The organism is Pseudomonas sp. HMSC063H08 (assembly GCF_001813645.1).
Lineage (GTDB): Bacteria > Pseudomonadota > Gammaproteobacteria > Pseudomonadales > Pseudomonadaceae > Pseudomonas > Pseudomonas aeruginosa.
This window is the reverse complement of the sequence record NZ_KV813615.1, coordinates 1-12,985: the sequence shown is the minus strand read 5'-3', so window position 1 is coordinate 12,985 and position 12,985 is coordinate 1. Positions and strand designations below refer to the sequence as shown.

The window sequence follows — 12,985 nt, the reverse complement described above, 5'->3', positions numbered from 1 at the left end:
CCCGGAACAACAACAAGGACGGACACGCCATGCCCGCACCGCTCTGGAGCCCTTCCGCCGAACGCATCGCCGCCAGTCGCATGGAGGCCTTCCGACGCTTCGTCAACCAGCGCCATGCCCTCGGCCTGGCCGACTACCCGGCGCTGCATGCCTGGAGCGTGGAGCGGCGCGAGGCGTTCTGGCAGGCCATCGTCGACTTCTTCGCGGTGCGCTTCCAGCAACCGCCGCGTGCGGTCCTCGAGGAAGGCACGCAGATGCCCTCGGCGCGCTGGTTCCCCGGCGCCACGCTGAATTTCGCCGAACACCTGCTGCGCCGCCGCGATGATGCCCCGGCGCTGATCGCGGTGAGCGAAGACGGTCGCCGCGAGGTGCTCAGCCACGCCGAACTGGCCCGTCACGTGGCGGGCCTGCAGAAGCGCCTCGCCGCCCTGGGCATAGGCCCCGGCGACCGGGTCGCCGCGCTGATGCCGAACACCTGGCAGACCGTGGTCGGCATGCTCGCCACCGCCAGCCTCGGCGCCACCTGGTCGAGCTGCTCGCCGGACTTCGGCACCCAGGGCGTGATCGACCGCTTCGGCCAGATCGAACCGCGGGTGCTGATCGCCTGCGCCGGCTACCGCTACGCCGGCAAGTCGCTGGACCTGACCGCCAAGCTCAACGAGGTGCTCGCCGGCCTGCCCGGCCTGGAGCAACTGCTGGTGGTGCCCTACGACCGTCCGCAGGCGCAGCCGCAGGACTACCGCTGCCAGGCGCGTGTCGCGCTGTGGGACGGGTTCTACCAGGCCGAGGGCGAGCCGGTCTTCACCCCGGTGCCCTTCGAGCAGCCGCTGTACATCCTCTATTCGTCGGGCACCACCGGGGTACCCAAGTGCATCGTCCATGCCACCGGCGGCGTGCTCCTGCAACATCTCAAGGAGCACGGCCTGCACACCGACCTGGGCGACGGCGACCGGCTGTTCTACTACACCACCTGCGGCTGGATGATGTGGAACTGGCTGGCCTCCGGCCTGGCGGTGGGCGCCAGCCTGGTGCTCTATGACGGCTCGCCGTTCCACCCCGGCCCCGAGCGCCTGCTGGACCTCGTCGACGCCGAGGACATCGCCGTGTTCGGCGCCAGCGCCAAGTACCTGGCGGCGCTCGAGAAGGCCGGCGTGCGCCCGCGCCACAGCCACCGCCTGGACAGCCTGAGGACACTGCTCTCCACCGGTTCGCCGCTGGCCCACGAAAGCTTTGATTACGTCTATCGCGAGCTGAAGAGCGACCTCTGCCTGTCGTCGATCTCCGGCGGCACCGACATCGTTTCCTGCTTCGCCATCGGCAACCCGGTGCTGCCGGTGTGGCGCGGCGAACTGCAATGCAAGGCGCTGGGCATGGCCGTGGAAATCTGGGACGACGACGGCCGCCGCCTCGCCAGCGGCAAGGGCGAGCTGGTCTGCACCCGGCATTTCCCGTCGATCCCGCTGGGCTTCTGGAACGACCCGGATGGCTCCAGGTTCCACGACGCCTACTTCGCCAGCTTTCCCGGCGTCTGGGCCCATGGCGACTACGCCGAGGAAACCGCCCACGGCGGGCTGGTCATCCACGGCCGCTCCGACGCGGTGCTCAATCCCGGCGGCGTGCGCATCGGCACCGCGGAAATCTACCGCCAGGTGGAAAAGGTCGAGGAAGTCCTCGAGTCCATCGCCATCGGCCAGGACTGGCAGGGCGATGTGCGTGTGCTGCTGTTCGTCCGCCTGCGCGACGGCGTGCGACTCGACGAGCCGCTGCGTGAACGCATCCGCCAGACCATCCGCGCCAACGCCACGCCGCGCCACGTACCGGCGAAGATCATCCAGGTCGCCGATATCCCGCGCACCCTGAGCGGCAAGATCGTCGAGCTTGCGGTGCGCAACGTGATCCACGGCCGCCCGGTGAAGAACACCGACGCCCTGGCCAACCCGCAGGCGCTGGAGCTTTATCGCGACCTCGCCGAACTGCGCGACTGAAGCCGCGGCGAGCCTGGGCTAGAATGCGCGTTCCGTGCTACCGCAAAAGGTAATCCCATGCCCGTCGCCATGGCCCGCCACATCCTGGTCAAGACCGAAGCCGAGGCCGCCCAACTGAAGCAGCGCCTGGCCAAGGGCGAGGACTTCGCCACACTGGCGAAGAAGCATTCGACCTGCCCGTCTGGCAAGCGCGGCGGCGACCTCGGCGAGGTGCGTCCGGGGCAGATGGTCAGGTCCATCGACAATGCCATCTTCAGGAAACCCGTGGGCGTGCTCCAGGGTCCGCTGAAGAGCCAGTTCGGCTACCATCTCCTGGAAGTGTATTTCCGCGACTGAACCGCCACCGGAGCGTCCATGACCGCCGACCAGGTCGCCGCCTTCTGCCTGCAACTGCCCGGCGCCCGGGAAGACCTCAAGTGGGGTTCGAACCGGGTGTTCTCGGTGGCCGGCAACAAGATGTTCGCCATCCTCGACTTCGTCGACAAGGACGGCGGCCTGGCCTTCAAGGTCGGCAGCGAGCTGTTCCTCGGCTATGTCGACCGCCCCGGCATCCGTCCGGCGCCCTACCTGGCGCGCGCGCACTGGATCGTCATGGCCCGCCCCTACCCGATGAAGGCGGCGGAGTTGCGCGAGGCCCTGGTCCGTTCCCATCAACTGGTGGTGGCGCGCCTGCCCAAGCGCCAGCGCCTCGGCCTGGTACTCGACACATGAGTCGCGACCGTCTGTACACCTGGGCCGGCCTGTGGCGCTCGCCGTCGTCCAGCTGGGAGGCCCTGCGCCTGGAGGACGACCAGGCGGAAAGCCAGTTGCGCGCGCCGGACGAACGCAGCGGCCTGCCCTACCAATTGGACTACCGGCTGCGCTGGGACGCCGACTGGCATCTGCGTGAGGCGGTGTTCCACGTCGAAAGCGAAACCGGGGTGCGCAAGCTGCACCTGCTCGCCGATGGCCGCGGCCACTGGCAGGACGGCGACGGCGAAGCGCTACCGGCATTCGACGGTTGCCTGGACATCGATCTCTGGCCAAGCCCCTTCACCAACACCTTCCCGATCCGCCGCCTGGGCCTGGCCGATGGCCAGCGCGCGGAAATCCGCGCGCTCTACATCGAGGCCCCGGCCCTGGAGCCGCGTAGCATGCGCCAGGCATACACCCGCCTGGACGCCAGCCACTACCTCTACGAGAACCTCGAAGGCAGCGCGTTCAAAGCGGTACTGCTGGTGGACGAACAGGGCCTGGTGATCGATTACCCGGGTCTCTTCCAGCGTCTCTGAACGCGCTAGCGCCGGGCACCGCGCGTCGCCGATAGCCCGGCGAATCCGTTAGCCTGCTTTCATTCGTCATCCGCAACGGTCATCATGGCGGACCGCGACAACCCACTGCGACCGCGTTTCCCACATGTCCGTCGATATCCGCCCCATCCCGCCGGCGCAGGACAGCGCCCGGCAAAACGTCACCCTGCAGATCGTCTCGGTGGTGATGTTCACCTTCATCGGCTACCTGACCATCGGCATCCCGCTGGCGGTGCTGCCCGGCTACGTGCACGACGACCTCGGCTACGGCTCGGTGCTGGCCGGCCTGGTGATCAGCCTGCAGTACCTCGCCACCCTGCTCGCCCGGCCCTACGCCGGGCGCGTCATCGACGGCCTCGGGCCGAAGCGCGCGGTGCTCTACGGCATGGCCGGCAGCGCCGCGAGCGGGCTGTTCATGCTGCTCTCGGTGGCGATCCAGGGCTGGCCGGCGCTGAGCCTGGCCAGCCTGCTGGTCGGCCGCCTGGTACTCGGCGCGGCGGAAAGCCTGGTCGGCTCGGCGGCGATCGGCTGGGGCATCGGCCGGGTCGGCGCGCCACACACCGCCAAGGTGATTTCCTGGAACGGCATCGCCAGCTACGGCGCCATCGCCCTCGGGGCGCCGCTAGGGGTGCTGCTGGTGCAGTGGCTGGGGCTGTGGAGCATGGGCGCGTCCATCGTCCTGCTCGGGGCACTCGGCTTCGCCCTGGCCTGGCCGAAGTTGCCGGCGCCGCTGGTGCACGGCGAGCGACTGCCGTTCCACCATGTGCTCGGCCGGGTCACCCCGCACGGTATGGGCCTGGCGCTGGGGGCGATCGGCTTCGGCACCATCGCCACCTTCATCACCCTTTACTACGCCAGCCGTGGCTGGGCCAACGCAGTGCTCTGCCTGAGTGCCTTCGGCGGTTGCTTCATCGGCGCCCGGCTGTTGTTCGCCAATAGCATCAACCGGCTCGGCGGCTTCCGCGTGGCGATCATCTGCCTCGGCGTCGAAAGCCTCGGCCTGCTGTTGCTGTGGAGCGCGCCGAATCCCTGGGCCGGCCTGGCCGGCGCGGCCCTCACCGGCTTCGGCTTCTCCCTGGTGTTCCCGGCGTTCGGCGTGGAAGCGGTGAACCTGGTACCGGCTTCCAACCGTGGCGCGGCGCTGGGCGCCTACTCGCTGTTCGTCGACCTGTCGCTGGGCATCACCGGGCCGCTGGTGGGCTTCGTCGCCAACCTGTTCGGCTTCCGCTCGATGTTCCTCTTCGCCTGCCTGGCCTCGCTCAGCGGGCTGGCCCTGGCCATTGCGCTGCACCGACGCAGCCGCCGGCCGGGCTAGGACCTGCACCTTCTCCGGCGCCGCGGGGAGCGCCCTGGGCCTCGCCGAGCAAGGCGCTTAGCGCCGCGCGCAACTTGCCGGGCTTCAGCGGCTTGTTGAGCAGCGGCACGCCCAGGCGGGCCAGCGCGCGGCGGCAATCGTCGCTGCGGTCGGCGGTGATCATCACCGCGGCGATCTCCGCGCCGTAGTCCTCGCGCAAGGCGCCCAGCAACTGGCAACCGGTAGCGCCGTGGTCCAGGTGGTAGTCGACCAGGATCGCATCCGGCGCGCGGCCATCGAGCGCCTTGCGCGCGCCTTCCAGGTCGGTGGCGGTAAGCACCTCGCAGCCCCACTGGCCGAGCAGCGCGGACATGCTGAAGAGAATCTCGGTCTCGTTGTCCACCACCAGCAGCCGCCGTCCCGGCAGCGGATCGCCGGCCGAAAGCCGCGCAGTCGCCTCGCCGGGCACTGGCCGCGCTGGCTTGCGGACCAGCGGCACCTCGATGGCGAACAGCGAGCCTCGGCCTGGAGTCGAATGCACCTCGATGCGGTAGCCGAGGATGCCGGCGATACGGTCGACGATGGCCAGCCCGAGTCCGACGCCACGGCGCTCGGAAGCGCGCCCGGCGTCCAGTTGGTTGAACTCGAGGAAGATCGCCTGCAACTGGTCGGCGGGGATGCCCCGGCCAGTGTCCCACACCTCCAGGCGTACCTTGCCGCCACGCCGGCGCGCCCCCAGCAGCACGCTGCCGCGCTCGGTGTAGCGGCAGGCGTTGCTGAGCAAGTTGCGCAGGATCCGCGACAGCAGGCGCGCGTCGGTGCGCACTGCCAGTCGTGGAATCCGCGCACGCAGGGCCAGGCCGGCGGCACGCGCGACTTCCTCGAACTCCGAGGCCAGCGGAGCGAGCAGTTCGTCGAGGGAAAAGTCGTCCAGGTCCGGACGGATCGCGCTCTGGTCGAGCCGGGCGATTTCCAGCAGGTCGGTGAGCAAGGTCTCGGCGCCTTCCAGGGCCAGTTGGGTGCGCTCCACCAGTTGCAGTTCGGCGGCCGGCAGGCCCCGCTCACGCAGGGTGTCGACCAGCAGCCGCGCCGCGTTGAGCGGTTGCAGCAGGTCGTGGCTGGCGGCGGCGAGGTACTTGTCCTTGCTGTGGTTGGCGGCTTCGGCGGCGTCGCGCGCCTGGCGCAACTGGCGGTTGAGTTCTTCCAGCTCGTGGGTGCGCTCGGCTACCCGCCGCTCCAGTTCCTCGTTCATGGTCTGCAGGCGCTGCTGGGCCTGGACCCGTTCGGTGATGTCGGCGACGAAACCTTCGACCAACTCTTCCTCGTCGTGCCTGAGCAGCAGGTTCATCAATACCTCGATGTGACTGCCGTCCCTGCGCCAGAGGCGCGTCTCGTAGCCGAACAGGCCGCCGCGCTCGCGCAGCAGCGCGCGGATCCGCCGCATCTCGGCCTCGCCGCCGACGAACAGTTGCCCGGCCATGTCCTCCAGCGACCAGAGCACCTGTTGCGGATCGTCGTAGCCGAGCATCTGCGCCAGCGCCGGATTGGCGGCGCGCAGCCCCTGGCCGAGGCTGGCCTGGAAGATGCCGTGCACCGCGTGCTCGAACAGCCATTTGTAGCGGTTGCGCTCGGCCTCCAGCTCCTCCAGGCGCGCCAGCAGCTCCGGGTAGTGGCTCTTGCGCGCGGAGTGGCTGCCCAGGCCGAGTAACCCGGCCAGGGCCTCCTGCTGCTGCTCAGAGGGCCTCGCCATAGACCACCTCGACATCGCGCTGGCTCGACTCGCGCGGGTTGGTAAGGATGCACGGGTCCTGCATCGCGTGGCGCGAGAGGAAAGGAATGTCGGAGCTGCCGACCCCGTGCAGGGCGAGGCTCTCGTGGAAACCCACGGCGTGCTTGAAGGCGATCAGGTGGTCCACCAGGCGCTGGCGGACCTGCCCCTGGGTCAGGCCGCGGCAATCGATGCCGAAGGTCTCGGCGATCACCTTGAAGCGTTCCGGCGCGGCGCTGTAGTTGAACGCCACCACGTGTTCGACCAGCGCCGCGTTGCACAGGCCGTGGGGCAGGTCGAGATAGCCGCCGAGGCTGTGCGACATGGCATGCACCGCGCCGAGGATGGCGTTGGAGAAGGCCAGCCCGGCCTGCATGCTCCCGAGCATGATCTTCTCGCGCAGGGCGATGTCGCCGGGGTTGGCGATCATCTGTACCAGATTGCCATCGATCAGGCGCATCGCTTCCAGCGCGTGGGGATCGGTCAGCGGCCCGTGGCCGGTGGAGACGAACGCCTCGATGGCGTGTACCAGTGCATCGATGCCGGTACAGGCGGAAAGGAAGGGATCCATGGTCAACGTGGTTTCCGGGTCGATCAGCGAGACGTCAGGCACAACCGCCTTGCTCACCACGGAGAACTTCATGCGCTCGTCCTGGTTGGAAATGATCACGAACTGCGAGACGTCCGCCGAAGTCCCGGCGGTGGTCGGGATCAGGATCAGCGGCGGACTCGGCACCCGCAGCCGGTCGACGCCTTCGAACTCGAGGATGCTGCGGCCATGGGCGGCGACGATGCCGATGCCCTTGGCGCAATCCATCGGGCTGCCGCCGCCCACCGCGACGATCACGTTGCAGCCCTCGCTGCGATAGAACTCGGCGCCGAGCATCACCTCGTCGACCCGGGGGTTGGGCGAAACGTCGGTATACAGGCAGTAGTCGATGCCCTGTCCCTCCAGGCTTGCCTGGATGTCGGCGACCCAGCCGGCGGCGAGCACGCCGGGGTCGGAGACCAGCAGGACCTTGCGCGCACCGAAGGTCTTCACGTAGTTGGCGACGCTGTGCCGGCAGCCGGCGCCGAAGATGATCTCGGGCGAGACGAATTTACGCAGTTGGCTGAGGTCGTGGCTCATCTGACAGACCATTCTTATTGTTATCGGACATTGCCGGCAGCCTACTGCATTCGTCGGTTATTGCAATGCGACCTTGGCGGGTCCTTTCAATCCTCCAGCAAGCCCAGGTAGAAGCGCCATTCCGCCAGCAGCGCATGGGCGCGATTGGCCGGCTGGCGGAAACCGTGGCGCTCCTGCGGATAGCGGTGGCACTCCACGCGCACGCCGCTGCGCCGCAGGCCGGCGACCATCGCCTCGGTCTGCTCCGGCACCACCACCGCGTCGAGCCCGCCCTGGAAGAACACCACCGGCGCGCGGATGCGCCCGGCCTGCAGCACCGGGCTACGCGCCAGGTAGCGACGGCGCTGGCGCTGCGGGTCGCCGATCAGCCAGTCGAGGTAGTCGCCTTCGAACTTGTGGGTGCAACGCGCCAGCGCCAACGGATCGCTGACCCCATAGAGACTGGCACCGCCGCGCAGGCCATCGAGGCAAGCCAGGGCGCGCAGCGCGCTGTAGCCTCCGGCGCTGGCGCCACGGACGAAGACCCGGGCGCGGTCGATCCGTCCCTCCGCGTCCAGCCGCGCCAGCGCGGCCTCGATATCGCGCAACTCCAGGCGCCCCCACTGGCCGCGCAAGCGCTGCCGATAGGCGCGGCCGTAGCCGCTGCTGCCCCGGTAGTTCAGCGCCGCCACGGCGAAACCGCGCTGGGTCCAGAATTGCAGGCCGGCATCGAACGCCGGCGAATGCATCGAGGTCGGTCCGCCATGCAGCCACACCAGCAGCGGCGCTGGTCGTCGGGGATCGACGCGGCGGCGGGCATTGCGCGGCGGATAGAAGAAACCGTGGCCGTTTTCGCCGTTGCCCAGGTCATAGACGAAGGCCTGCGGATGCGACAGGTCGTCCTCCGCCAGCGGTCGCTCGCCGCCACGCAGCACCTCGACGCGCAGGTCGTCGCGGTGGATCGCCAGCAGCGCCGGCAGGCGTCCGGCCGCCGCCGCGATGCAGTAGAACGCCCGGGCGTCCGCGGCCAGTCCGGCGAACCGGTTCCAGTCCGCGGCCAGGCGCCGCTCGCTGCCGTCCGCTTCGCGCAGGAACAGTTGCCCGCCGCCGACCTCGACGCGACTGAGCAGCAGCCTTCCCTCTCCCAGCGGCAGGTAGCTGCAAGCGCCCAGTTGCCAGGGCGCGCCAGCGTGGTCGGCATCGGCGAAGCGACCGGCCAACGCGACCTCGGCGCAGGGACGCCACCAGCCGTCGCGGTCGCTCAGCCAGTGAAGGCGGCCGGCGGGATCGAAGCGTGGTTGCTGGATCGACTCGCCGCCTCCGGCTCCGGCCAGGCAGCGCGTACGCCCATTCTCCGCCAGGCCCAGGCGGGTCTCGGTCCAGGGCTGGTGCGGACGGTCCCATTCGATCCAGGCCAGCCGCCGCCCCTGGCCGGCGGCACGCGGCGCGGCGTAGAAATCGGCGCCCTCGACCAGCACCCGGCGCGCGCCATCGGCGTCCAGGCGCACGATGCGATGCACGACCCCGGTCGGCCCATGGCTCTCTTCCACCGCCAGCAGGGCATCCCAGGCATCGACGTAGGCGAGGTCGCCGTAGCGACACTGCGCCCCGCCGCCCAGCACTTGGGCTGCACCGCCCGCTCGCCAGCGGCGTACCTGCTGGTCGGTTTCGTCGACCCAGGCCAGCCCGTCGAGCGTCACGCAGCAGGCGCCGCCGCCGTACTCGTAGACCCGGCTGCGCACCGAGCCGTCCGGCGCGGTGGGCTCCTCCAGCACGCCGTCGCGCCACAGGTACAGGCGCGAGCGCGCGCTGGCCGGATCGAATTCCACCCAGGCCAGCCCGCCATGGGCCGCCTTCAGCTCGCTGAAATCGCGCCCGGCGGCCACCGCGCGCGCGGCGCTCCAGTCGCTCGGCCAGTCACCGTAGTCGACCATTGCCTCAGGCCTTGCAGATCAGGCGTGACGCGCGCTGGTTGCGCCAGGTCAGCGCGTCCAGGCCAAGCGGCGCCTCCTCGGCCTGGCGACGGGCCGCGAGGATCAGGTCGTGCCGTGCCGACTTGGCGCAGACCGGGTCGGTGGCGTCGGCATCGCCGGTGAGGAGGAACGCCTGGCAGCGGCAGCCGCCGTGGTCCCTCTCCTTCTCCTCGCAGGAACGGCAGGGTTCGGGCATCCAGGCGTCGCCGCGGTAACGGTTGAAGCCGAACGATTCGTACCAGATGTGGCGCAGGCTGTGCTCGCGCACGTTGGGAAACTGCACCGGCAATTGCCGCGCGCTGTGACACGGCAGCGCGGTGCCGTCGGGGGTGATGTCGAGGAATACGCTGGCCCAGCCGCCCATGCAGGCCTTCGGCCGTTCCTCGTAGTAGTCGGGGGTGACGAAGATCAGCTTGCACGGATTGCCTTCGGCGGCCAGCCGCTGGCGGTATTCGGCGGTGATCCGCTCGGCGCGCTCCAGTTGGGCGCGGGTCGGCAGCAGCCCGGCACGGTTCAGCGCGGCCCAGCCGTAGAACTGGCAAGTGGCGAGTTCGACGTAATCGGCTTCCAGCTCGATGCACAGCTGGATGATCCGCTCGATGTTGTCGATGTTGTGCCGGTGGGTGACGAAGTTGAGCACCATCGGATAGCCGTGCGCCTTCACCGCGCGGGCCATCGCCAGTTTCTGGGCGAAGGCCTTGCGTGAGCCGGCGAGCAGGTTGTTCACTTCTTCGTCAGCGGCCTGGAAGCTGATCTGCACGTGGTCCAGCCCGGCCTCGGCGAAGCGCGCCAGGCGTGCCTCGTCGAGGCCGATGCCGGAGGTGATCAGGTTGGTGTAGAAGCCCAGGCCGCGCCCTGCCTCGATCAGTTCGGCGAGGTCCTGGCGCAGCAGCGGCTCGCCGCCGGAGAAACCGAGCTGTGCGGCGCCCAGCTCGCGAGCCTGGCGGAACACCTCGATCCATTCCGCGGTACTCAGCTCGGCGCCCTCGCGGGCGAATTCCAGCGGGTTCGAGCAGTACGGGCACTGCAACGGACAGCGATAGGTCAGCTCGGCCAGCAGCCAGAGCGGCGGCCCCACGCTTTCACTGCAGCTCGATCCAGAATTGCGCATGGGCCACCTCGAGGAACGCCAGGATGTCTTCGTCTATGCCGGGGACTTCGGGGAAACGCTCGCGCAGCGCCGCGACGATGGCCGCCACGTCGCGGCGGCCATCGACCAGCTTGAGGATTTCCCCGGCGCTGTCGTTGAGCTTGACCATGCCTTCGGGGTAGAGCAGCACATGGCAGTCCTGGGCCGGTTCGAACTGGAAGCGGAAGCCCCGGCGCAGCATCGGCACGCTGTCGAGCGACGGCAGGCTCATGATGCCAGCCCCCGATGCCAGACCCGCTCGCGGGTCACCGTGTGGTACGGCGGGCGTTCGAGTTCGTAGGCCATGCTCATCGCGTCGAGCATGCTCCACAACACGTCCAGCTTGAATTGCAGGATATCCAGCATGCGTTCCTGTGCCTCGCGGGTCCGATAGTGCTCCAGGGTGATCCGCAGGCCGTGCTCGACGTCGCGCCGGGCCTGGGCCAGGCGACTGCGGAAATACTCGTAGCCGGCCGCCTCGATCCACGGATAGTGGCGCGGCCAGCTGTCCAGCCGCGACTGGTGGATCTGCGGGGCGAAGAGTTCGGTCAGCGAACTGCTCGCCGCCTCCTGCCAACTGGCGCGACGGGCGAAGTTGACGTAGGCGTCGACGGCGAAGCGCACGCCGGGCAGCACCCGCTCCTCGGAGAGCACCTGCTCGCGCTCCAGGCCCACCGCTTCCGCCAGACGCAGCCAGGCCTCGATGCCGCCCGCCTCGCCGGGGGCGCCGTCGTGGTCGAGGATACGCTGGATCCACTCGCGGCGGACCTCGCGGTCGGGACAGTTGGCCAGGATCGCCGCGTCCTTCAGCGGGATGTTGACCTGGTAGTAGAAACGGTTCGCCACCCAGCCCTGGATCTGTTCGCGACTGGCACGGCCCTCGTACATCGCGACATGGAACGGATGGTGGATATGGTAGTAGCGTCCCTTGTCGCGCAGCGCCCGTTCGAATTCGGCGCGATCCATGGCGGCACGGCTCATGTTGGCCCCCTACAGCTGGATGTGCATGCCATCCCAGGCCACTTCGATGCCACTGGCATCCAGCTCGGCGCGTTCGGCCGAAGCGGTGTCGAGGATGGGATTGGTGTTGTTGATGTGGATGAGCACCTTGCGCGCGGCCGGCACCTTCGCCAGCACCTCGAGCATGCCGCCCGGCCCGCTCTGCGCCAGGTGCCCCATCTGCCGGCCGAGCTTGTCGCCGACCTCGCAGACCAGCATCTCGTCGTCGCGCCAGAGCGTACCGTCCACCAGCAGGCAGTCGGCGCGGCGCATCCATTCGAGCAGCGCCTCGTCCACCTCGCCGAGGCCCGGTGCATAGAACAGCGCACCGGCGCTATCGAGGTCCTCGACGAACAGGCCGATGTTGTCGCCCGGATGCGGATCGCCGCGATGCGGGGAATACGGCGGCGCGCTACTGCGCAGGGGGATCGCGGTGAAGCGCAGGCGCGGACAGGCCGGGATGGCGAAAGGCTCGCCATCGAGGGCGATCGGCCGGTGGCGCAGGCCGCCGTTCCAGTGGGAAAGCATGGGGAACAGCGGGAAGCCTTCGCTGAGATCCTGGTGGACCATCTGCGTGCACCAGACTTCGTGCGGGCAGCCTTCGCGCAGGCTGAGCAGGCCGGTGGTGTGGTCGATCTGGCTGTCGAGCAGGACGATCGCGCCGATCGCCGTATCGCGCGGCCGACGCGCCGGCTGGAGGGCCGGGAAGGCGGCGATCTGGGCACGGATGTCGGGCGAGGCGTTGCAGAGGATCCAGCGCTCGCCGTCGTCGGACAGGGCGATGGAGGATTGCGTGCGTGGCTGGGCCGCTACGCTGCCGTCGCGGACCCCGCGACAGTTGCGGCAGTTGCAGTTCCACTGGGGGAAGCCGCCGCCGGCGGCCGAACCGAGAATACGGATGTGCATGGGTCTGCCCCGCGGGCTGGAGGGAGGCCCCGGAAGACCGGGGCCGAATGGATCAGCGGTTGGCGAAGTAGAGGGTCACTTCGAAACCGAGACGCAGGTCGGTGAAGCTGGGCTTGGTCCACATGGGGTCGATCCTCTCTGGTGGGGCCGGGCGATTCCGGCAGGTCGAGTTAAACATCAGCGGGGCTCGCTCCGAATGAGACTTTCGAAGGAGTTTTCCCCCTGATTTGGTAGGGACTGCCTGTTCCGCCCAAGGTTCGCCGGGAGATCGCCGTTGCGCCCGCCTGGTTCGCCCTGGTGCAGGGCAGAAGCCTAGTCCATGCCGGGGCGGCGGCGAGGCGAAAAAAAAGACGCGGCCAGGGCCGCGTCGCGCCAGAACCCGCCATGGGGAAAGCCGCGTCGGGACGCGGGACGAGCGCACCCGCAGGTGCCTTGGCGGAAAGGCCGCGGGTCGGAGCGATCCGCGGCGGCTGAGGACCGCTCAGAAGAAGCCCAGCGGGTCGATGTCGTAGCTCACCAGCAGGTTCTTGGTCT

The 12,985-nt window shown here is 69.1% G+C and carries 13 protein-coding genes; 5 read left to right on the top strand and 8 right to left on the bottom strand.

What is annotated here, in order from left to right:
• The first annotated feature begins 29 nt into the window (after nucleotides 1-29).
• From HMPREF2924_RS28975 to HMPREF2924_RS28955, 5 genes are all read left to right on the top strand, one after another.
• On the top strand, nucleotides 30-1,985 hold the full coding sequence (locus HMPREF2924_RS28975) for an acetoacetate--CoA ligase (RefSeq protein ID WP_003132237.1): 1,956 nt from the start codon (nucleotides 30-32) through the stop codon (nucleotides 1,983-1,985).
• A gap of 57 nt (nucleotides 1,986-2,042) precedes the next feature.
• Complete coding sequence (locus HMPREF2924_RS28970; RefSeq protein WP_003088559.1) at nucleotides 2,043-2,321, top strand: peptidylprolyl isomerase; 279 nt, start codon at nucleotides 2,043-2,045, stop codon at nucleotides 2,319-2,321.
• 18 nt (nucleotides 2,322-2,339) lie between these two features.
• Nucleotides 2,340-2,696 (top strand): MmcQ/YjbR family DNA-binding protein, encoded by a 357-nt coding sequence (locus HMPREF2924_RS28965; protein WP_003132239.1) that lies wholly within the window; start codon nucleotides 2,340-2,342, stop codon nucleotides 2,694-2,696.
• A complete protein-coding gene (locus HMPREF2924_RS28960; RefSeq protein ID WP_003132242.1) occupies nucleotides 2,693-3,256 on the top strand; it encodes a putative glycolipid-binding domain-containing protein in 564 nt (187 codons plus the stop codon). The genes HMPREF2924_RS28965 and HMPREF2924_RS28960 overlap by 4 nt, the downstream gene beginning before the upstream one ends.
• Before the next feature lie 124 nt (nucleotides 3,257-3,380).
• Nucleotides 3,381-4,589: an MFS transporter gene (locus HMPREF2924_RS28955; RefSeq protein WP_003132244.1), complete on the top strand. Its 1,209-nt coding sequence runs from the start codon at nucleotides 3,381-3,383 to the stop codon at nucleotides 4,587-4,589.
• On the opposite strand, the gene HMPREF2924_RS28950 is transcribed toward HMPREF2924_RS28955, so the two are convergent.
• The 8 genes from HMPREF2924_RS28950 to pqqA all read right to left on the bottom strand — a co-directional run bounded on the left by HMPREF2924_RS28950 (nucleotide 4,534) and on the right by pqqA (nucleotide 12,575).
• Complete coding sequence (locus HMPREF2924_RS28950) at nucleotides 4,534-6,318, bottom strand: PAS domain-containing hybrid sensor histidine kinase/response regulator (protein ID WP_003132247.1); 1,785 nt, start codon at nucleotides 6,316-6,318, stop codon at nucleotides 4,534-4,536. The genes HMPREF2924_RS28955 and HMPREF2924_RS28950 overlap by 56 nt on opposite strands.
• Nucleotides 6,302-7,465, bottom strand: a complete 1,164-nt coding sequence (ercA, locus tag HMPREF2924_RS28945; protein ID WP_003088548.1) for an alcohol dehydrogenase-like regulatory protein ErcA — start codon at nucleotides 7,463-7,465, stop codon at nucleotides 6,302-6,304. Before ercA ends, HMPREF2924_RS28950 begins: the two co-directional genes overlap by 17 nt.
• An 86-nt stretch (nucleotides 7,466-7,551) precedes the next feature.
• On the bottom strand, nucleotides 7,552-9,378 hold the full coding sequence (locus HMPREF2924_RS28940; RefSeq protein WP_003132249.1) for an alpha/beta hydrolase family protein: 1,827 nt from the start codon (nucleotides 9,376-9,378) through the stop codon (nucleotides 7,552-7,554).
• 4 nt (nucleotides 9,379-9,382) lie between these two features.
• Nucleotides 9,383-10,528, bottom strand: coding sequence for a pyrroloquinoline quinone biosynthesis protein PqqE (gene pqqE, locus HMPREF2924_RS28935; protein WP_003119136.1), 1,146 nt, complete (start codon nucleotides 10,526-10,528; stop codon nucleotides 9,383-9,385).
• Entirely contained in the window at nucleotides 10,500-10,778 is a 279-nt protein-coding gene (gene pqqD, locus HMPREF2924_RS28930; RefSeq protein ID WP_003088542.1) for a pyrroloquinoline quinone biosynthesis peptide chaperone PqqD, read from the bottom strand. The genes pqqE and pqqD overlap by 29 nt, the downstream gene beginning before the upstream one ends.
• On the bottom strand, nucleotides 10,775-11,527 hold the full coding sequence (gene pqqC / locus HMPREF2924_RS28925; protein WP_003111679.1) for a pyrroloquinoline-quinone synthase PqqC: 753 nt from the start codon (nucleotides 11,525-11,527) through the stop codon (nucleotides 10,775-10,777). Before pqqC ends, pqqD begins: the two co-directional genes overlap by 4 nt.
• 9 nt (nucleotides 11,528-11,536) lie before the next feature.
• Nucleotides 11,537-12,451 carry a pyrroloquinoline quinone biosynthesis protein PqqB gene (gene pqqB, locus HMPREF2924_RS28920; RefSeq protein WP_003113495.1) on the bottom strand — a complete coding sequence of 305 codons (915 nt, stop codon included), beginning with the start codon at nucleotides 12,449-12,451 and terminating at the stop codon, nucleotides 11,537-11,539.
• Nucleotides 12,452-12,503: 52 nt separating this feature from the next.
• Nucleotides 12,504-12,575 carry a pyrroloquinoline quinone precursor peptide PqqA gene (pqqA, locus tag HMPREF2924_RS28915; protein ID WP_003106462.1) on the bottom strand — a complete coding sequence of 24 codons (72 nt, stop codon included), beginning with the start codon at nucleotides 12,573-12,575 and terminating at the stop codon, nucleotides 12,504-12,506.
• Nucleotides 12,576-12,985 lie beyond the last annotated feature (410 nt).

Excerpts from the sequence above, each read along its gene's own strand:
- ercA (WP_003088548.1), bottom strand. The coding sequence starts at position 7,465 with ATGAGCCACGACCTCAGCCAACTGCGTAAATTCGTCTCGCCCGAGATC.
- pqqC (WP_003111679.1), bottom strand. The coding sequence starts at position 11,527 with ATGAGCCGTGCCGCCATGGATCGCGCCGAATTCGAACGGGCGCTGCGC.
- HMPREF2924_RS28970 (WP_003088559.1), top strand. The coding sequence starts at position 2,043 with ATGCCCGTCGCCATGGCCCGCCACATCCTGGTCAAGACCGAAGCCGAG.
- HMPREF2924_RS28950 (WP_003132247.1), bottom strand. The coding sequence starts at position 6,318 with ATGGCGAGGCCCTCTGAGCAGCAGCAGGAGGCCCTGGCCGGGTTACTC.
- pqqE (WP_003119136.1), bottom strand. The coding sequence starts at position 10,528 with ATGCGCAATTCTGGATCGAGCTGCAGTGAAAGCGTGGGGCCGCCGCTC.
- pqqB (WP_003113495.1), bottom strand. The coding sequence starts at position 12,451 with ATGCACATCCGTATTCTCGGTTCGGCCGCCGGCGGCGGCTTCCCCCAG.
- HMPREF2924_RS28975 (WP_003132237.1), top strand. The coding sequence starts at position 30 with ATGCCCGCACCGCTCTGGAGCCCTTCCGCCGAACGCATCGCCGCCAGT.
- HMPREF2924_RS28960 (WP_003132242.1), top strand. The coding sequence starts at position 2,693 with ATGAGTCGCGACCGTCTGTACACCTGGGCCGGCCTGTGGCGCTCGCCG.
- pqqD (WP_003088542.1), bottom strand. The coding sequence starts at position 10,778 with ATGAGCCTGCCGTCGCTCGACAGCGTGCCGATGCTGCGCCGGGGCTTC.
- HMPREF2924_RS28965 (WP_003132239.1), top strand. The coding sequence starts at position 2,340 with ATGACCGCCGACCAGGTCGCCGCCTTCTGCCTGCAACTGCCCGGCGCC.
- HMPREF2924_RS28940 (WP_003132249.1), bottom strand. The coding sequence starts at position 9,378 with ATGGTCGACTACGGTGACTGGCCGAGCGACTGGAGCGCCGCGCGCGCG.
- HMPREF2924_RS28955 (WP_003132244.1), top strand. The coding sequence starts at position 3,381 with ATGTCCGTCGATATCCGCCCCATCCCGCCGGCGCAGGACAGCGCCCGG.